Source organism: Peptostreptococcus stomatis DSM 17678, assembly GCF_000147675.1.
Taxonomy (GTDB): domain Bacteria; phylum Bacillota; class Clostridia; order Peptostreptococcales; family Peptostreptococcaceae; genus Peptostreptococcus; species Peptostreptococcus stomatis.
Map to the genome: position 1 here is coordinate 1 of NZ_ADGQ01000054.1, position 19,868 is coordinate 19,868.

The 19,868-nt window shown below is 32.8% G+C and carries 21 protein-coding genes; 1 reads left to right on the top strand and 20 read right to left on the bottom strand.

Going from position 1 to position 19,868, the window contains the following annotated elements; translation table 11 throughout:
• The 17 genes from HMPREF0634_RS04875 to HMPREF0634_RS04950 form a co-directional block, all read right to left on the bottom strand.
• Window positions 1–1,797, bottom strand: a 1,797-nt coding sequence (locus tag HMPREF0634_RS04875) for a Cna B-type domain-containing protein (protein WP_007789561.1), incomplete at its 3' end; no start/stop codon positions are given.
• Between the two features lie 233 nt (window positions 1,798–2,030).
• Entirely contained in the window at window positions 2,031–3,008 is a 978-nt protein-coding gene (locus HMPREF0634_RS04880; protein WP_007789571.1) for an MFS transporter, read from the bottom strand.
• Window positions 2,989–3,342: an MFS transporter gene (locus tag HMPREF0634_RS09845; RefSeq protein WP_083799387.1), complete on the bottom strand. Its 354-nt coding sequence runs from the start codon at window positions 3,340–3,342 to the stop codon at window positions 2,989–2,991. The genes HMPREF0634_RS04880 and HMPREF0634_RS09845 overlap by 20 nt, the downstream gene beginning before the upstream one ends.
• Window positions 3,332–3,949, bottom strand: a complete 618-nt coding sequence (locus HMPREF0634_RS04885; protein ID WP_007789580.1) for a TetR/AcrR family transcriptional regulator — start codon at window positions 3,947–3,949, stop codon at window positions 3,332–3,334. The genes HMPREF0634_RS09845 and HMPREF0634_RS04885 overlap by 11 nt, the downstream gene beginning before the upstream one ends.
• 261 nt (window positions 3,950–4,210) lie before the next feature.
• The gene (locus HMPREF0634_RS04890) at window positions 4,211–4,933 is read right to left on the bottom strand and encodes a DUF4241 domain-containing protein (protein ID WP_007789588.1); all 723 of its coding nucleotides are present in this window, start codon (window positions 4,931–4,933) and stop codon (window positions 4,211–4,213) included.
• Between the two features lie 164 nt (window positions 4,934–5,097).
• Window positions 5,098–5,592: an SF0329 family protein gene (locus HMPREF0634_RS04895; RefSeq protein ID WP_007789583.1), complete on the bottom strand. Its 495-nt coding sequence runs from the start codon at window positions 5,590–5,592 to the stop codon at window positions 5,098–5,100.
• A gap of 116 nt (window positions 5,593–5,708) precedes the next feature.
• A complete protein-coding gene (locus HMPREF0634_RS04900; protein ID WP_007789569.1) occupies window positions 5,709–6,842 on the bottom strand; it encodes a hypothetical protein in 1,134 nt (377 codons plus the stop codon).
• A 48-nt stretch (window positions 6,843–6,890) separates the two neighbouring features.
• On the bottom strand, window positions 6,891–7,523 hold the full coding sequence (locus HMPREF0634_RS04905) for a hypothetical protein (protein ID WP_007789574.1): 633 nt from the start codon (window positions 7,521–7,523) through the stop codon (window positions 6,891–6,893).
• A gap of 43 nt (window positions 7,524–7,566) precedes the next feature.
• Window positions 7,567–7,923 carry a hypothetical protein gene (locus tag HMPREF0634_RS04910; RefSeq protein ID WP_040565778.1) on the bottom strand — a complete coding sequence of 119 codons (357 nt, stop codon included), beginning with the start codon at window positions 7,921–7,923 and terminating at the stop codon, window positions 7,567–7,569.
• 52 nt (window positions 7,924–7,975) lie between these two features.
• Complete coding sequence (locus HMPREF0634_RS04915) at window positions 7,976–8,338, bottom strand: TIGR02328 family protein (protein WP_040565779.1); 363 nt, start codon at window positions 8,336–8,338, stop codon at window positions 7,976–7,978.
• Complete coding sequence (locus tag HMPREF0634_RS04920; protein WP_007789553.1) at window positions 8,322–8,726, bottom strand: YbgA family protein; 405 nt, start codon at window positions 8,724–8,726, stop codon at window positions 8,322–8,324. Before HMPREF0634_RS04920 ends, HMPREF0634_RS04915 begins: the two co-directional genes overlap by 17 nt.
• A gap of 92 nt (window positions 8,727–8,818) precedes the next feature.
• The gene (locus HMPREF0634_RS04925; RefSeq protein ID WP_007789572.1) at window positions 8,819–9,325 is read right to left on the bottom strand and encodes a YfbM family protein; all 507 of its coding nucleotides are present in this window, start codon (window positions 9,323–9,325) and stop codon (window positions 8,819–8,821) included.
• 244 nt (window positions 9,326–9,569) lie between these two features.
• Entirely contained in the window at window positions 9,570–10,985 is a 1,416-nt protein-coding gene (locus tag HMPREF0634_RS09520) for an SEFIR domain-containing protein (protein WP_007789544.1), read from the bottom strand.
• 414 nt (window positions 10,986–11,399) lie between these two features.
• Window positions 11,400–11,708: a hypothetical protein gene (locus HMPREF0634_RS04935; protein ID WP_007789565.1), complete on the bottom strand. Its 309-nt coding sequence runs from the start codon at window positions 11,706–11,708 to the stop codon at window positions 11,400–11,402.
• Window positions 11,696–13,831, bottom strand: coding sequence for a PHP domain-containing protein (locus HMPREF0634_RS04940; protein WP_040565780.1), 2,136 nt, complete (start codon window positions 13,829–13,831; stop codon window positions 11,696–11,698). Before HMPREF0634_RS04940 ends, HMPREF0634_RS04935 begins: the two co-directional genes overlap by 13 nt.
• A 372-nt stretch (window positions 13,832–14,203) precedes the next feature.
• Window positions 14,204–14,632, bottom strand: a complete 429-nt coding sequence (locus HMPREF0634_RS09850) for an AlwI family type II restriction endonuclease (protein ID WP_207326441.1) — start codon at window positions 14,630–14,632, stop codon at window positions 14,204–14,206.
• A 74-nt stretch (window positions 14,633–14,706) separates the two neighbouring features.
• Window positions 14,707–14,922: a hypothetical protein gene (locus tag HMPREF0634_RS04950; protein ID WP_040565781.1), complete on the bottom strand. Its 216-nt coding sequence runs from the start codon at window positions 14,920–14,922 to the stop codon at window positions 14,707–14,709.
• 496 nt (window positions 14,923–15,418) lie between these two features.
• Between HMPREF0634_RS04950 and HMPREF0634_RS09780 the strand changes: the two genes are divergently transcribed.
• A complete protein-coding gene (locus HMPREF0634_RS09780; protein ID WP_165480190.1) occupies window positions 15,419–15,571 on the top strand; it encodes a hypothetical protein in 153 nt (50 codons plus the stop codon).
• A 416-nt stretch (window positions 15,572–15,987) separates the two neighbouring features.
• On the opposite strand, the gene HMPREF0634_RS04955 is transcribed toward HMPREF0634_RS09780, so the two are convergent.
• The 3 genes from HMPREF0634_RS04955 to HMPREF0634_RS04965 are packed head-to-tail and all read right to left on the bottom strand — an operon-like array spanning window position 15,988 to window position 19,627.
• Window positions 15,988–16,197, bottom strand: coding sequence for a helix-turn-helix domain-containing protein (locus tag HMPREF0634_RS04955; protein WP_007789578.1), 210 nt, complete (start codon window positions 16,195–16,197; stop codon window positions 15,988–15,990).
• A gap of 11 nt (window positions 16,198–16,208) precedes the next feature.
• The gene (locus tag HMPREF0634_RS04960) at window positions 16,209–19,196 is read right to left on the bottom strand and encodes a DEAD/DEAH box helicase (protein ID WP_007789546.1); all 2,988 of its coding nucleotides are present in this window, start codon (window positions 19,194–19,196) and stop codon (window positions 16,209–16,211) included.
• A gap of 17 nt (window positions 19,197–19,213) precedes the next feature.
• Entirely contained in the window at window positions 19,214–19,627 is a 414-nt protein-coding gene (locus HMPREF0634_RS04965; RefSeq protein ID WP_007789592.1) for a sigma factor-like helix-turn-helix DNA-binding protein, read from the bottom strand.
• Window positions 19,628–19,868: the final 241 nt, after the last annotated feature.

Sequence of the window (19,868 nt, forward strand, 5' to 3'; positions counted from 1 at the left end):
GAATCCACTTGCCATTGTTCCGGCTAGATCGGATGTATATCCTGATGGAATGTCTTTTTCTTCTACCATATACTTAATTTCTGTTCCATTGGCCTCATACTTTGGTTGAGGTGTGAATGTAGCTGTCCATGATCCAGCTTCATTAAGTACTTTTTCTTCTATAATAGCAGAGTCACCTACTTTTTTAAGTACTACCTTTGCTGAAGCCTTTTTTGGACCAACCCATGCCTTTGTTACAGATACATTTACCTTTTCATTGTTTGTATTTGTAATTGTAAATCCATTTTCTACTGATCCTGTTACAACTGATGTATATCCCTGTGGAATATTCTTTTCTTTCACTGTGTACTTAATAAGTGTTCCATTTGGTTCATACTTACGTAGGTTTGTAAATTTATGTGTCCAATTTTCACCTGGTTTAAGATCATATGTCTGTAATGCGTTATTTTCGCCTTCTTTTTTAAGCTCAACAGTAGCAGAATCTTTAGCCGGTCCAACCCATGCTTTAGTTACAGTCACATCCACTGTTTCAAGTACATTAGTAATTGTTTTTGAAGCAGTTCTATCAGTTTCACTAAAGTCTGATTCTTCAACTATAGTCGGTTCTGTCAACTTCTTATATCCTTGGGGAGCTGTTACTTCAACAAGTCTATACTTATCTTTAACTAAATTTCCAAGTTCACCTTTTCCATCCGGTCCAGTTGTAATAGTTCCCGCTTCTATATCATTACGGTCACGTACGACACTAAACTTTGCACCAGCTAGAGGTCCACCATTTTCATTAGTTTTATTTACCTTGATTTTATATACATATCCTGCACTAGAACCACCAGCACCAAGAATTTTATAAGTTAAATCACGATTAGTTACTTGCCCATTGTCTGCAAGCTCTACGCTGTTTTTAAATTCTTCACCAACAACCGGCTCATAAGATATCTTTGTTTTGTATCTTACTAGAAGACCCTTCCCCGCCTGTCTACTTCCTATAGCAATGGTAAAACGGGTATCTTCAATATTCATCTTGCTCTGGAATTGTGATGTTACATCAACTTCCTCAGTGGCTATGATATCTGTTTGAGTTGGGTTTACAACCCACTTAACTTCAGACACTGTAAAAGATCCTTTATCATACTTAACTCCTGGACTTTTCAGCTCATCAACAAGCGTAGCACCTACCATCGCCTTGTTTTCCTGGTTTATGCTTATCTTATAGTGTCCTATACTCTTATCCTTTGAGTCCATCCAACCACCCTTAAGTAAGTGTTGAGGTGCTACAGTTGGCGGATTAAAAGGCACAGTCCCCGCATTAGTAACATGTCCATCCTGGGCAGTAAGTGTTACAGGGATATTACCTGTATTAGGTTGAGTATGACTATTAATCTGAAGATTAAAGAAAAATGTTCCACTTACACCAGAATGAGTATCTACATAATTTGTATATGTAAGTTCAAGCTTTACAGGGCTACCATCAATTAATTTACCCTTGGCAACGACCTCATCTCCAGCCTTAACATCAAATGTAAAAGGAGCTGCTGGTGCAAAACCTACCGGTAAGGTAAGTATCGTCTTATCCCCATTATGCACCGCATTATTTGGCAATGAATAAGTTGCGTTAACCCTAAAAGGTCTCCATGCCCCTATATTATTACCAGTAATTGGTTGATTTGATAAATCAGTAATATTTGCACCCGTTATTACATTGTTTGGATATTCTGCTGCTGATGCTCTTCCCGAATACTGGAATATCATCGAGAAAATCATAGCAAACACAAGAAAAATGTTTAAAAATTTTTTCATTAAATTTCCCCTTTCTATTACTATTTTCATAGTTTTTATTAAAATTTTGTAAATAGACTTAAACTTTAATTTATAATTTGTATACAAAATCTACCCAATAATTATTACCCAATTTATACAAAATATATCCAAAAAGTTTCAAAATCTTATAAAAAAATAAACCCCTACTTTAATTATTATAACATAGAATGGCAACAAAAACACCAATATTATTTAAATCTATAATATATATTTTAATAATTTATTAAATCTTCATCCTCTAATTTCTTAATTTCATTATTGTCTGACAGGATTAAGGCTATAATCATAAGGAAAAGACCTGCTAAAATAATCATTAAAGCAGCACTCCTACCCTCTCCCCTTCCAATCAAACTAAGAGTTACCTGGGCTAGGCCACCACCATTTCTAAGAAAAGGCTTGATCACAAAATCAACAAATAAGCCAACTGAACCATACGCCACCACATAACCTAGTTGCGAAATTAAACCAATCATGCCCCAGGCCTTGCCTTGATGGACTGGTGGAACGGTCACCCTCACCAGGTAGTCCATGGCAGTATTGGCAAATGGAAGACTCAAAAATAAGCAAAAACCAAATATACAAACTAATATTTCACTTTCTCTCCAGGCAAATATAGCCATAAAAAATCCCATACCTAAGAGGGCATATTGGAGCATACGCGTGAAGCCTTTTTTAATAGTCACCCTACTTAAAATCAGGCCTCCAGCCAGCATACCAAGGGCAGATATTGTCGTTGCAAAGCCTACAAAGGATTCCCCACCAAAGGATAAAAGCATGGGTATCATAAGTGTCTGAACAGTACCCAGGCAAAATGAAACCAAGGTGCCCAGCATAACCAAAAGCCATATACCCTTTTTATTATAGATAATCTGAAAACCTAGTCTCAGGTCTTCACTCAATTTAGAAGTTCCAGTTTTTGATAGCCCTCTCATTTCCTTCCTCACAAGATAGGTTATTGGTAAAGTAACCAGTATCGTGAAAATATCCAGAATAAGAATTATGTGGATACCAGCTATAGTCAAAACCAAGCCTGCAAGTATGGGTGAAAGCAGATAACGGGATGCTGGTATCAACTGGACCATACCGCTTGCCCTTGTATACTCATCCTTGTCCAATAAATCGGATATGGTAGCACGAAATGATGGTTCAACAAGACAAGAAAATCCGGAGCTAATTGCCGCACCTAACAATATTCCACCGACTAGAAGTCCTCCCCCCTAAAAAGTTCAAGGAAAACAAAATACATAGGAGGCCTAAAATAGATAGTCCATCTCCCAGCATCATTAAGAGCCTGCGATCATGACGGTCTGCCAAGGCTCCAGCAAAGGGGGATAATAAAAGACCTGGTAGAAAACCTGCCATAATCATCAAGCCCGTCATACTAGTCAAACCTGTCTTTTGGTAGATAAAAATACCCAAAGCAAAAGAAGTCATGCCCGATCCACTTGTAGATATAAGGCTAGCCCCCCATAGCATGAGAAATTTCTTGTAACCCCTAGTCACCTTGTCCACCTCACTTTGCATCTAAAGAGAGTTCCTTTAAAATGGCCAAACTACCCTCTTTTGCCCCTAGTATTCTCTCCATATTATACAGGAGACTTTCAGTTCGACGCACCAGGTCGCTTTCATCCATATTTTCATAGTGTGGATCAAGGAATCCAACAATCATAGTCAAAATTATCTCCGCAGTTTCAAATGGAAAGGCATTGTCAAACAGGCCTTCCTCTACGCCTTCCTCGATAATTTTCCCTAAAAAGGGGCTAATTTTTTGAATCAAGGATGAGTTGCTTTTTTCATGAAGGAGTGCATTCTGGGGCTGGTTTAAATAGTTAATCATGAGGTCTCCCCCAGACTTATGTTTCATACTTGTGGTAGAAAACAGGGAAAAAATCTTTTCGTATACTGATAGGTCCTTCTTAAAAACCATCTTTTCCACTTTTTCTACTATTTCTTTTACTGATTGCTCTATAATTGCATCCATAATTGCCTCTTTTGACTCAAAGTGGTAGTATAGGGTTCCCCTAGCTATATCCAAACTAGTCACTATATCACTAATAGAAGTATTATCGTATCCCTTTTCTAAAAAAAGGGAGAAAGAAATATCCAAAATTTGTTCTTTTTTACTTTTCATAAGTCCTCCTTATTTTTAGACTAACTCTTCATAAAGTCTTATTTTTTAGACTGACAGTCGGTCTTTTTTTTAAATATTCTAACTAAAAAGAAAAATTTTGTCAACATAATTCAAAAAAAATCCACAAAAAAGCACATAGCTAAAAGAGTTTTTCAACCTTAAAGTCATGTGCCTTTTGATATATATAATTATTTATTATCTGATAGTAGGTATAATTGGTATAAACTTTCATCAACATTATAATCTGCCGAAAAAAATATACTAACCCAAATTAATATATTCTATAACAAGATCACAAAGTTGATTGTCCTTGTCATATCCAAAATAGACAGGGTATACGCCATCGCCAAAGCCTGATTGTATCATAGGAATACTTAGGTCAGTACCAGGTATCTTAAAGTTTATCCAGTCGCCACCATCCCTCTGGTATAGGGGATTTTCTATAAAACTCTGCCTAAAAACCTCTGCAAAGAAGTCATCATAGATATTCTTGTCAGGATTTTTCTTGTACCAAGCCTCCTCAAAGTCACAGTAGGCATCCCTAGTCTCTAAATCCACCACTGTAGCAAGGCCTGCATCAACTGCAAATCCATAGAAACTACCTTCATCAAAGCTATCCAGGTCTTCGTCACCACTTAAGGCTTCATAGTAGGCCACAGGGTCTTGGTCTGTAAATTTCACCCTGGTTGCCACATACCTAAAATGATCTTCCTCTATCTTGGCTACCAGGGTCTCTAGTCTGTACTTTCCTACAGGCACAGTCTGTAGGTATGGCATTTCTCTTCTGCTTAACCATACAAGGGGGTCCCTAACAATAATTTCTCCACTAGGGAAGTTCACCTCTCCCATATCCAAAACAAAAAGCTCCTTGCCATCTATTTCCTTCATTTTGAAGCAGTCAGCATAATTTACGCCCGGTGACATCATAGGCTTGATTTCTTGGTATTTTTCCATCCATTTTTTAGATACTTGCATTTTCTCCATAAAAAACTCCTTTAATATCTTACTACTTATATCCTGCTACCTATATCCTACTACCAATATCTTTCCACTAAATATATTTATTGCCTTTTTAATTTTAGCTTCCTACTTTATACCAGCAAGATTAGTAAATATCTTTATGCTAATAAGTTTATCGCCTTCCTAGTCTATAGTTTGATGCCTTCAGCTCTAGCCCTAATAACATAAAATTCTTTGAAAGTATTCGGTTCCTGCTCGATTGTATCCTTCATCATAAGTAGCCTTCTCTTGCCCACTCTCCTGTCCAATACAGCGAATATCCTTACGATCAAATTTTCACTTTTAAGGCTCTTCTCAATACTTTGCTGGTCAAATTCTTGAAAAGCAGCATAGAAGCTACGTTGGTCAAACACACCCAGTTTTAAGGCTGTATCATCCATAAAGGCATTTTCTTCCCTCATACGCCTTTCATATTTTTCGTCTTTTGGAAATTGGCCTGCCTTAGTCCAGTTGTACCAATAACAACCCTTAATGATTTCCTTGCCATCATACCTGATTGCCGCCCGTCCCTCGTGGTCATGACTCCTAGTGTATGTAGTTGCATAGTACTGGATATGCCCCTGAAGGCTTTTGGCCAGGTATTCACTTTCTAGCTTTTTTCTTATTCCACTCCAAGTTGCCATGCTATTTCCTCCATATCAATATCTAGTTGAGCTAAATATCCTTTAGTTTGTCTCTTTCATTAATTCCAATATATTCCTGATACCTGCAGAATATCCTAACAAGAAGAATCTTTTCACTATTTCTGATAGGTTAGAACAACCCTTCCAATGTCATTGAAATATTTTTTCTTCACAAATAGAATTTTAATATTCTTGTATCTTACCCCCTCAGATTTTTCTTCCTCAGTTCTAGGGGGTGATATTTTCAGCACCTCATAGGGGTTCTTCCACTCCCTCCTCTGATCATCAATAAGGTCAATCCATTTTGGATCAATAAATATATTTTTTCCACCATCTATGGTAGCCTTGACAATGGTAGCATCAAGCAAACTACAAGGTGAATCCGTCATGTTTTTAGCTTGTATGTCTATACTAGTAAATTCATACTGACTGTCACTTTTGAAAGTATAGGTAGGGCTAAGTTCCCCCGATTGCAATACAATACTCTTTAGGTCCTCTGCCCTTGCATTTTTCAAGACAAGATTCTTATAGAGGCAATCCTCAAGGGTATCACTGCCTAAAATAAAGGACCTACCAATATCTGCATGTAAGGTAAAGCCCTCTGGATTATCAGGATGGGTTTTTATCTTGGGGCTAAGCTCATTATAAATCTCTTGATAAGACCTGACCTCAAGCTCACCCTTTTTAACCTGGCAAATATCCTGGTATATCATGCTATCGTCATCTGCCAAGCCTTTTAACTTGATACCGTCAATATCCATTCGTACTTCAAAAAAATCTTCCTCAATGATTATTGGGTATTTTTCACGCACAAAGTTGACAAAGTCCATAAGTCTATCATAAGAAGCCCGTAAGTCTTCAAGTGACTTGACCCTTGTATAGTAGACAAAGTTGATAGAGCTATCATAAGAGAGCTTATCACCAGCAAGTATATTGGCTTTTTTGTAGTCTGCTACTGCCCGTTCACCAAAAAGATTGTTAAAGTCCGTTGATATAGTAGGCGAACTCATGGAAAGTGGGTTTCGGGAAACAGTGTAATAAATCCTTATATCCGGATATTTTTTTAAGGTCACAAACCAGCGGGGATGGTATTTGTCTTGCTTGATGGTGTATGCATCCTTACCAAACCTCTTGTCTAGGTATTTAATTATCTTTTCGTTGTCCTCCTTGGTGTGGGCACAAGCACCTAGGAAGATGGTAGTGGCCACAAGAAGGAGAAATATTGTTATTTTTATAAGTTTTGTGTTCATAGTTTTAGTCTTTTCTTGTCTGTTATATCATATATTATCTATCCATTGCTATATATTTTTACTGTTTTCAATTTCTTCCTTAGTCATACCTGTAAGTTCCCTCACCCACAAGCCCACAATATCTGAAAGTACTGAATCACAAATATACTCATTTTCACCATCGGCATATTTACAAGAAAAATATGGACTTCTTGTAGCAGCTTGATAAAAATTCATTGCTAAATCTGCTAATTTATCAGGTTTAAAAGAAAGCCCCAACTCTTTAGCAATATCAGACCTAATCTTATCCCAGTCTTTGCCCTCAGTCCTATAATTTACTCTTACTTTTGATAAATATTCGTTACAATATTTTTTTAGTAGATCTTGATTTTGATAAATGTATCTACAGTTAAAGTCAAAAATATTTCCTGCATGGATTAAAAAAGTTAGTAGCCCTTCTAAGTTCTCTGCTATCCTACCGACCTCTCCTTCACTACCAATAAATCCTATGCTACCATCATTCAAAAAGACAAACTCTCCACCACTCCCATCCCGTGCGAAGGCCTTACATGGTATAGAGTATACCTCTTGATTATTCAAAAATTGAATTTCCTGACTTTGCTTATAAAAATATATATCACACTCATGCATCAGTAAGGTGTTTAACTCTTTATTCCCCTTGATATATCCGAATAAGTCCATCGTTTTTTCTCTCCTAACTAATTAACACTTGTACATATCTTATTTAGATTTCTTCCCATCCTCCTGCCTGTGCATCATATTTTGCAAACTCACCGGTATCCGTAAATTCAGATGCAGTCATACCGACTTCAAAAATACAATCAAAGTCGTTTGAGGTAGAAAAATACAGGCCACTATCCGTCAGTAGGGCTTGACCAAAATCAGCATGTTCAAATCTTTTTCCGTCTTTGGTATTTCCTACATGTTTATACTCATATTTCAGCAAACGATCTTCCAGTTGTGACTGCTGGTCTTGTGTTAATTTTTCCAGGTTTTCCTCCTTTTCAAAGAAGTCTGACTGGTCTAACTCTTGTTCTTTTTGTTTTGTATTGATAGTATACAAAGATATTGTGTAACTCATTGATACTTTCCTCCTTATAGATATTATAATTCTATCCCTTTCTTTCTAAATATTATAATTCTATCCCTTTTTTTCTCAGGTTTTCTATGCACTCAAGCAGATATTCATCATTATGTTCTTTATAAATTGGGCTATTTATATTTATTTCTTCAAGATTATTGTACTTTTCTGCCTTCTTTCCCCGATAATTTTTATCTCTCCACTCTATAGATACCTTATATCCTCTTTTTTTCATTTCATCCATGACCAATGAATGATAAACAAATAAGTGATATGGAGAATACAAAAATACATAATCTACTGTTTTATGTTTCTTTTTCCATCCATTTCCCCTAAGGGCACAACATTCTCTATGTTGTCCAAGAAGCTGATTTTTAGGCAATAGATGAATAATTTGTTCATGCCATAGTCTCATCTTGTTCTCCTCTTAGTAAAGTTGACTCTTGCAAATATTTATTGGGGTATTTCTTTAGTAAATCATTAATGTATTCAACTACATATTTCTGATTATTTTTCCCATCCATATATTCTTCCAGTCTGTTAAAAAATTCTTGTTTTTCAATTTCACTTGCCTCTTTTTTGAAGTATCCCCATACATGAAGAATAGCATTACTAAAATCTTTTTTGCTTTCTTCCATCTCCCTTACTTTTTCTATTTTTTGGTTTAGATGCATAATATCTACTTCTTTTTCTTTCAAGTATTCTCTTATCTCTAGGTATGCTTTATGTGATTTGCTTAGGACATAATATTTGTTTTTTGCCCATAGGTCTTCACATTCTCTTCTTATATTCTTGTGCTTCACATCAGCCCTTCTTTCAGAATATTATTTCACTTCTTTAAACACTAATATTATAGGTTAAATACTTCTACAAAATACAAACTAACTTTTATGTCCTAGCAAATCGTAACAAGTACATTTCCTTTTGCTTCTAATATTTTTTTATAGAAGTCTTTCATATTTTGAAAGCAATCCATTAGTTCTTCTTCTATTTCTTCACTTTCCTCTTCATAATCCCAAATATTCGGATAGATATTTGCCTTTTTACATTTTTCCATACTGAAGCTTTCCATAGCTTTTTCTATATCAAAATTATCAAGGACTAATACTATATCTTTAATCCTTGATTTTTCTGTATATGCTATAAATTCATCGACTTCTTCAATAGGGGATATTCCCAAAACAGCTTCACTTAAGCGGTTATCTTTTATGGGCTCGCTAGCACTTGCTCCTGTAAGCACAAAATGAAGTGCATCCCACATCTTATCTAGATCAAGTAATATTTCCAAATCCCTATTGTTCTCTTCTATATCTGCAATAGTCTCACCATTTTCTCTGTAGAAGTCTTTCAGTTCATTTAGGTTTTTATCACTTAAGTATTTATAGTTTGCTATGATGCCCATTCTTTTCTTCCTCCATATAAAGTTGATTGGTTTATATTTTTGTATAAGTTAAAAAACTCTTTTTCTAAGAATATTATATCATCTATGTATATAATATAGAATCCCCAGTGCTAACAATATAATATTATCCATTTTATTTCTGTTTATCCGATTTTTTGCAAGCATATTGCAAGCAAGAAACTATTACATAAAATTCCAATAACCTGACTTGTTTAGTATTACCTATATGCTATACACAGTAAGGCTAATTTCTTGTTCCCAACTCATCGGTCTTCATATAATTCCAGAAATTTTTTGCTGTTTCATAACAACTATCAAAACGATACTCCTTCAAGTATCCATTATAGAGCCTTTCTTCCACGCTCTTATATTGTTTCTTAAACGCATCAACTGATTCAAAACCAAGAATGAACAATGTGTTTTCTAAACATTCCTTTGACACCAACCTTTTTGAATAAGTTGCAAATAGTCCCCAATAATTACTAGTATTGTAAAGATATGTTAAAGGAAACCACGCCCAGTCTGTCTTATAATTAGAAATCAAAAAAGAGGCACTGTGACAAAACAAATCTCCTAAAACAAACTCATCTTTATTGCATACTTCTACATTAATATTTTCAATCCATAGTGCTGCAGTTCCAGAAGGATAATTATTATTATCTCTTTCACATACTTCCTTGTCCAAAACACCGTTATAATAATAAAAGTAGTTGTAACTATCAGCGTTTTGATTATAAGGTGAAAAATATGTCTTATTCAAAATGTATCTCAAAGCTTTATTTGCACTCTTTTTAAGATAAAATGCTATCACATATATGAAACACTCATGTATAAATGTCATTTTCAAGTCGGCATAATTTATTAGCTGTATTCGTATTTCATACATTAATTCTTCTAGGAATTTCGCTATATGTATATACCCCTCCTGAACATATTCAGAACTTTTAACGAGAATAAGAAATTCATCTCTAAAGGGCATTAACTCAAGATAACAAGGAATAACATCTTTTTTAGTATGATCATATTCCAAAATCTGCTTTTTAAGTTCTTCCAGATTTTCGGAAAACTTATTTTTCTTTACGACTTCACTTGCCGATCCTCGAAAAAAATCACTTGTCACTCTAGACTTATATGACACTTTAGGTATCTCCTCTAACCAAACTGGAGGTTTTCCTAATTCTGGCTCCTTAAATGTGTCTATCCCATATAATGTACGCACCATTCTCCGATACTCAGTATCATATGTATCTGACATCGATAAATCGAAGTGCAAAAGCCCCTTTAAGTACTGTGGCTTACACACTTTTCCTTCATCATCTCTCTCGAATACAATCGGTATAAACTTTCTCTGTTCTACCTTATTGTATACTTCCGATGATATAATCTGTGTTTCTGTACCTACGCCACCAGCTCTTTCATTTGCTTTCTTTGCATAAATAGGGTCTATAAGAATCAGTACATTGGTAATACTCTTATCTAAAACACTTTTTTCCATGAAATTAAAAGTATCATTGCCTTCTTTTAACTGCCATTTATCAAAAATGACATCTACGCCATCTCCTTTAAGACTTGTAGCTAAAGCAATAACCTTCTCATCATGTTCCTGTGACCCCCAAGCATATGAAATAAAAATCTTTGGATGTTCAATTCTATTCTTCATCTATATCTATTACCATTTATCCCTTTCTAAATAAGTCTCTATATCACTATCTATCTTATAATAGCTATACCTTATACTCCCCAGTAGCCTCTTTTATCATCCCATCATACCAATCTAGAAAGCCAACTCTGAAGTCATTAATTATATAAATTTAAGTTGTCTAAATTGACAAAATTACCATAGAAGGCAAATTTACAGAAAAAATTCTGTACTCTCTAATGTTTACAAAAGGCTCCCACCAAAATGATAGAAGGCTCTATAAACTTCTATCTTATTCCCACTCGATATGTCCATTGATGTCATTTTGTATAATCCGCATAAAATCAAGGATTTTATTATCAAATTTAGCCTTATTATCCGTTTTATTTCTGTTTCTCCGATTTTTTGCAAGCATATTGCAAGCACAAAACTTTTCTAAGCATTATCTAATTCTATTATTTTTTTAAAATCAGATTCTGCATTTTTGATTTCACTATTTATTTGTATCACTATATCATTTGCCACTTCATTAAATAAATCGTTGTTTGAATCATCAAGCTCAAATTCTATAAGTTTTTTTCTCTTAATTACTTCTTGAAAGATTAAATTAAATAAATTTTCAATATCTTGCGTATTGCTGTCAGTTATATTAACTGAGCTATTTTCTAAATCTGGTATTAAAAATTTAACGGTTTCATTATTTTCACTTCTATCTACTTCGAATTTCATTATTATTGATTCCATATGTTTCTCCTTATATTGAACATGTGTTCACTTCCTTCTAAATGTTTAATCGCTTCATCTTCCCACGATATTATATTGTCAGTATTTTTAATTGATACCAGTTCATTTGCATACATATTACCAGCAAAGTATATTTCCGCTTCTGAATCTCCTACATAGTTGCAATATATTGTTTGGGTTGGTAATGTATTAATTGCAATATTGGCATTATGTGTAGATAAAACCACCGTTTTCCCTATATCTCTTAAATATTTTAATTTAGGAATTATATATTCCGATATATATTTATTTCCAAGTCCTCGTTCTATTTCATCAAACAAGTAACAATCAAAAGCTAGATTTTCAATCAATCCACTAATTGATAGAATTGATTTTTCACCTTCAGAAGGTTCATATATAGTATCGTCTTCTCTAATAACCATGCAAGACTTCTTTACACAATCACTAAAATATTCTGCACCGCACTTTTGTAACTCATCAATCGAAAACAATTTATTCATCTCCAACAAATCTTTAACAGAAAAATTTGCTATTTTTTCTATTACGCCTCGATTAACAGAAATCTTATTTCTATCAAATGGAGAACCTTTAACATATTTTTCATTTTTATCCATTACTTTCACTTCCACTTTGGAATAAATCTGCCCCTTATCTGGTAATTCTCCAATTTTAATTTTTTTAAATGATTTAATATTCTCTAAACTATCATTAATATTTTTGATTTTTTCAAAAATAGCTCGTCTCTCAGAAACCATTTTTGAAAATCCAATATTATTTGGTTTAGATTTTTTCCCTGTTTTTTTATCTATTATTTCTTTAATATTCTCAATAATTATACCTGTTTTAGAAACAGAAAATATTGTTTTAGCTTTCTCTATTGTATCTTCATAAATTTCTTGTTTAAGCTTACATAATTCATCAGATAAATTTTCTTTATGCTCGTTTTCATCATTTCTATACTCTGTATTTATATTATTGACTTTATTAATATAATTAATATTTTCCCTATGTTTTGTAGAAACATCTTGAATAGTTTGAGATATATTTTTATTATACAAACATTCTGTTTTTCTTATTTTCTTTGCATTTTTTGATACATTTTGATTTTCATAGTACTTTAAATATTTACCAATAAAATTAGTGTGAGTACTTTCTTTATAATTTAATACAGAGTCTAAATCATTAATTATGCAATCTTTTAAAGCGCTATCTATTTCAACTTCATCTTCATTATTTTTCAATATTTCATCATAGACTTTTTGATAATCTTTTCCTTCGTGAATAAAAATCTTTTTCCCATTTTCACTTAATTTAGGAAAAATATGATTCTTCATTAACACAGTCTTTCCTGAACCCTTGCCACCAAAAATTACATTAACATCCTGATATATATCCAACTTGTTGTTATAATCCAAATCTATTTCCATTTTTTCGCAATGATTCAATACGGATTTTATAAACACATTAGATGATGTTGCTAACTCATAAAATTTACCGAAGCTATCAATTGCAAATTTCATTTCTGGTAATCTTTTTGCATCTTCCGAATATTTTTCCCAATCTTTTACATCGCTTCCTATTAAAGATATCTCATTATGCGCATTGATTATACCCATGGTTTTTAGTTTTGGTTCTAGAATAACTGTGTACTCAACTAAATCTTTTTTCAAAAGATTTTTTTCTTCAATACTTATTGATCTATCTTTATCTTTATCTAAAAAGTGAGGAATAATTAAAATTTTATCTGTATCAAATTTCTTAATATTGAGTATTAAGTCATTATATTCCAGTTTATAATCATCATAATTTCTATTGTCATCTTTAGAAAAAATGTCTTTAAAATCAATTGCACACTCTGGACTGCACACTAAAATAATATGCCTTATTTTATTTTCATCAAATCTAACATCTAACTCTATGCCCGGAAAAACAATAAAATTTATTGGTTTGCTTGAAATCGCATTATATTCATTGATATCAAATTTATTATGATTCGTAATCGCACATAATCCAACGTTATTTTCTTGAATTTTTTCTATGAATTTTTCTGCATCTATTACTCTCGACGCTCCATCACCTTTTTTACATTTTTGTGTATGTAAGTGTAGATCTATTTTTTTCATTTTTGCCCCTCTCACAACCCTGTGTAATTCATATATTAATTTTGAAAGTTCATATTTTTTATGCCTTATACTCTCCAGTAGCCTCTTTTATCATTCCATCATGCCAATCTACTGTATCTAATGGCATTTCGTGGTATTTATCAAAGACTTCATACAGATACTTATACTTAACTTTATTTTCAATTATCTTCTTAAGAGAATCTTGTATCCATTGAAATAATCTTCATTCCTGTAATGGTTTCTTCATCTCTAGTATATGGAATTATCTTTCTATATCTACAAATCTGAAATCACATTTTTATCTAAGTATGTGCTTACAAATAGGCTGTAATCAAACGGATTATTAAATCTAATCCTATAATCGCCTAAATGTCATGAAACAGGTTCCATTTCCATTCTTCTTTGATTGTTTCCGTCTGCAAGAGTTGCTTCAAGTAATAATGAATGTTTCGGATAAGAAGTGCATGCTTCATACTCATATATAATGTCTGCATAACCTCCAGCTGCGTGTGTCTTAGGCAATAAATTAGCTTCTAATGATAACTTCATGAAGTCCAAAATATTTCCCTGTCTTTCACTCACTTTATACCATATAATTCCCAAAATATATTCAAATATAGTTGGTATTGCAGCTTCATCTGTAACAAGTTCTTCTATTCGCTTATCGTCTCGTGTTTCAAAACAATTTAGTAACTCTATAAGCACAGAATCATTAAATTTCTTATCAATCAAAGTATTAAATCTTCTATATCTCTCATCATTTATATAAGTTGCAGCTTGTTCTGGACTCTTGATTGTAATTCCTAAATCCTTACTTAAAGCTAAATATTATACATTCTAAAAAGGCACCCTAACTATTCACAAGTTAAAATTCCTTAATAAATTTCACGCCCATTCTTATACGCCTCTTTTGCTTCTGTAAGGGTCATCTTGTTAGGTCCTCTTAACCCATTGTCTACATTAATGCCTTGATTTTGGTAGCCACAGTTCTCGCAGATGTCAAAAAAGTCTACCCAGTTACTGCAAACCGGGCATTTCATAGGATATGTACAATCATCTTTTCGTGTAACTGTATTGTTATTTTTTACCATATATCTCGACCTGCTCTTTCATATGATCTCTTATAACATCATCTGGTTTAAACAAAGTTGCTATCTTCATAACTTTTCTACCAATGCAAATTCATTAGTACTTATCCTGCACTTAAAAACAAACCCTCTAACACTAACAAAACTTATTGCATCATCACTTAATAGCTCGGCCAGTAATTCTCTGGCAATTTGAACATACTCTTCATAAATGCGAGTGAGTTTTATATGTTTCAAACACATTGAAATCATTGGATTTATTTTATAAATTTTACTGCTGTTAATTATAAAAATACACCCTTTTTACTCGAATAAATATCCAGCTTTTCCTAGCCCTTTACTTCATTGTACCACATGGATTCAGGTGAGTATATATCTGAAAAAAGTGTATTTTTTCAAAAAATCATTAGTAAGTATTAACAATACCCTACCATCACGATATAATATAAGTACAGTAAGGGATAACTTACAAGTTATAAATGGCATTAAGGAGAAAAAGATGAAAGAAACAGGAATGACAGATAAACAATTTAGTGGTTTTCTAAGGATGTTAATTGACAGACTAGAAGATACTAAGTCAGAAAATGGCAGTGATGCAAAAGACAAGAAATTAGACAAAATAATTTCAGATTTACGAAAAACCATTGATTAATCATGACCACCCGTCCAACGGGTGGTCTGCTCAAGTGCTATAAGCCTAAGAGTAACCAGCCAGCGTCTAAAGGCACTGGCTTTCACTCTGTTACTCGTCGCACCCTTTAAATGGTATTTCTACTACTTACAATCCGTAAAAAGTTCTTCATATTCGTATTATTGAGCTTGAATAAATCTGGCTCTATGTCAAATAAAGAGGTACGCTAATTTTATTACCTACTCCCACTCAATAATTACCACATTATATTTGTTTCTTATTTTCATAAAACAGTATCTATTTAGTTTCTATTCTTGAGTGTTTTATACCTATTTTTTATAGTTTTTGAGTTTTTTAGTATCAAAATAGTATCAACAGTGATACTGTTATTCTACAGCAAAACTAATAATTTATTTATAATACATATACTCTGTATATCATATAACTTTTTCACATTCTACAATCTCTGAAATATCATAGTCTAATGTGTTACAAATCCTAAGCAAAACATCTGTAGTTACATTTTGCCCATTCTTTATTTTGTAGAATGTACTTTTACTCACATTTGCCTTTTCCATAAGTTCATTGTTTGTCATATCTAAATCTATTAGTTTTTTAAACAAATTTTTATATGAAAACTTTCTCATTTTCATCTCCTTTACTCGCTTCCAATTACCAATAATTCTTGGACTTTACCCGTATTTTTTATAAATGCTGTTGCAGCAGAAAGTATAGTTCCAATTTTATCCGGAATTTGAAGAGACTTACTGATTGCAGGTTGTACAACATATACTTTTACTTGCAATACTTTCGGTCCTTGCAATATTTTTTTTAAGGTTTTAAATTCTCCCCTAATAAATTTCTCACTACTTGCTCTTGATACCCTATCATTAATTTTCTTAAGAAGCATCGCCTTAGAGGAAACCCAAATAGTACTTTTTATCGCCTGCTGAGTTACTTCATACACATCCCCTACTGACGAATTATATTCTCTTCCTTTCTTTGCTTTACAATGGTACATCTTCACATAAATGAAATCTCCATTTTCTTCAATAGTAATAAAGTCCGCAATTTCACCTGTTCCATGATCAAATATGATATGTGAAAACTTGGATTCTTTTTCTAAGTAATTTCTAAGTCCATCTTGAATAGAAATCATTCCACCAGTTCCAGTTCCACATTCTAAACTTGTATCGACCTTCATATCATCCCATTTCAACGCACAAATTCGTTTTGAATCATATTTTTCCAATTCTAAATTCCCTTTTAAGACTTCTTGTCCACAATAAACAGTATCATTCGCCGTCTTAAAAGAAAGAGGATTATTAGAAAAATATTCTGCCAAAGAATATTCTTCTTTTCCATTTTTACAAATAAACTCTTTCTTTTCTGAGCTATAGTTTCCCATTAGATCACAGTTTATAACTTCACATTTATCAAATAGCTCAACTTTAAATTTGATGATATTATTATTTACCTCTATAATTTTAAATATAACATCTGTAATCAAGGCTTTTTCATCCAGATTGCCTCTATATGCTATAGTACAAGGAGATATATACGATTTCTTATCCAAGAAGCAAAACAATATATCACTTTCATATTCTACAATCCTAACGGGGATTGGTAACTTATCATAATTTGTATTTGTTTTTACTTTTAATTTATCGTTAGAAATTTTTTCTCCGAATAAATCACACCACTTAATATATTCAGGAATAGTAAAGTAAGAGCTACTCCAAAATTTTGATCCACTACTATAACCAATTGTACTTTCGTAACCATCTTTTTTAACCTTACAAAATGCATGCCCTGCAGAAACCATTTTTCCTGTTGTTTCATCAATTGATGCAGCTGTATTTGATCCAGCATAAATCCTATAAGATTCTCCACTTTCTGAATACCTATTCTGCATTCCAGTGTTGAAAAATTCATACTCAGAAAACTCTGCCAGCACTCTATTCATTTCATCTCTTGGAATCTTATCGTAATTTTCTACAAAAGATTCTACTATTGATTCATACACCGCTTCAGTTTTATTTTGTGAATATATAAACAGCAACTTGGTGCTTGATTGGTAATGTACAATATATAATCCAAATTCATTATTTAATACACTATCTCCAGCTAACCATAATGGTGTACTACTTATCTTGGAGATTCCTACGATAGAATTAGTTTCTTCACTTCTATATATATTTTCCCCAACTTTTAATTCTTCTGGGAATTTTCCATATATATCAAAGTTTGAAACTTTATATACTTTTGCATGGCAATTAGGTCGAATATTATTCAAAGATATCGACTCATCCTGATCTTCAGGTTTTGTGAAATTGTTCAAAATTTCATTAGCTTCTAGATCACCCTCTATTTTTTCCTCTGACATGCTTATTATCATATCTTGCCATGCAACATCACTTGAATATAATTTGTGATTTTCAATTTTAAGATTATCATCATTCATAGCAATAAACTTTGCAGTACCTATTTTTTCAGCATTAGTTCTTGCAAAACGACCAATAAATTGGAGAGTACTAGCAAGAGATTTATGCGGTTCATGTATTGCTGCAATTTTTAAATTAGGAAAATCAAACCCTTCGCCCAACATATCTACACAAATCACACCATCAAGTTCTTTTTTCTTAAGTAGCATTATGGTTTTTTCAACAGTTCTTGTAGACATTGCACTATCAATTCGTTTCAGTTTTAATTTCGTAATATTTTCATATAAATTTTCTAATTCTTTTGCTTTATCTTTAGTGTCAGTTCTTACCATCAAAAAATGATCATATCCACTTTCTCTATCATTCAGTAGAATTCTTTCTGCCTCTAAAGCAATTCTTTTATCCTTTTCAGTCCCTTCCTCTATTGGATTAAACATTATTTCGCCAAATACTCCGTCTTTATATGCTCTAGATAGTGGATAATTATAAACTGTCTTCCCTTTTATTTCTTTTTTATCCAATCTAAAAGGAGTGGCTGTAACAAGTAAAGATGGAACATTTATCATATTTTTTAATATTCGTTGCCATGTTGGAGCGGGAACATGGTGTGCTTCATCAATAATAATATAGTCAAAAACATTTTTTATCTGTGCATCAGAAATTGATGCAGCCACCTGATGGGTAGCTACCACTACATCAGCATTTAAAATTTCATCATCTACTTCTATACGATATAGATGCTTAGCTTCATATATGTTTGGAGCATTAGTATCTTTTGAAAATACTCCCACATATTTTAACGTTCTTAAACTTGCATAGTCATTTGCAATTTGCCCCCTAACCATAGCACTAGGAGTAACAATTAAGACCTTTGCTTTTTTTAAAATATATGGTGCCATCATAACAACTGTCGTTTTCCCAGAGCCTGTGGGCATAACAATAACTGCGGAATCTTTTGAATTAAGTGTTGCATAAGAAGCAACCGCATGTATTGCTCCTATTTGAGCATTTCGAAGTCCCGCCTCTTTCCCTTCTGCAATTGGAAATCTTAAATTTTCATATAAATCGCTAAAATAACTGATTATAATCACCTCCAAACATTTTATTTTATTATACAACACTAAATACTCTTTTTCAAATAAGATATTCTCTTTTTTCGAACTCATGTATATATCTAAAAGGTTAAGCGCCTTTTTTGACACTTAACCTTTCCTAGTTTTTAGATTTTATCTTTTAATATCTTTCTTAGTTTTTCTAAAATCTTATCCCTCCTTTTGCTGATTGCTTGATAACTTACTTTTTCTTTTTTACCTATTGACCTTAGACTTTCTTCTTTGTAGAAGATGGCTTCCATTAACTCTCGTTCTTCTTTTGTGAGAGTATTTAATGCTCTATGAAGTTCTTCAATTTGCATTCTTACTTCTACAATTTTTTCTAAGTCTATTTTTTCATCTATGATGCTATCTACAAAATGTCCATCATGATCCAGTGCTGAAAATGATATAACATTATGCTTCCAATCTTTTCTTTGGAGATATTTTTCATGCTCTGTTATCTTCCAGTAGGCTTTGTAGACTTCTTCGCTTACAGGTACGGCTTTTCCTTTCACATAAAGGTAATATTCTTTAGCCACTTAGTTATCCTCCTTTTCCTGTTCTGTGGTTTGCTTTTTGGGAATAAAAAAGGAGGACTTCTACACTTTGGCGTAAAAAGTCCTCTTAACTTGAAAACTACTGATTTGTTATATTGACTATTTTTATGTTTGTAATGGCGATATATTGCTATACAAAAGTAAGTCCAAGCATAAAAAAGGATAATTATATCGTTCTGTGAAAACTGAAACTATAAGTTTTGACATGATTATCCCTCCATTA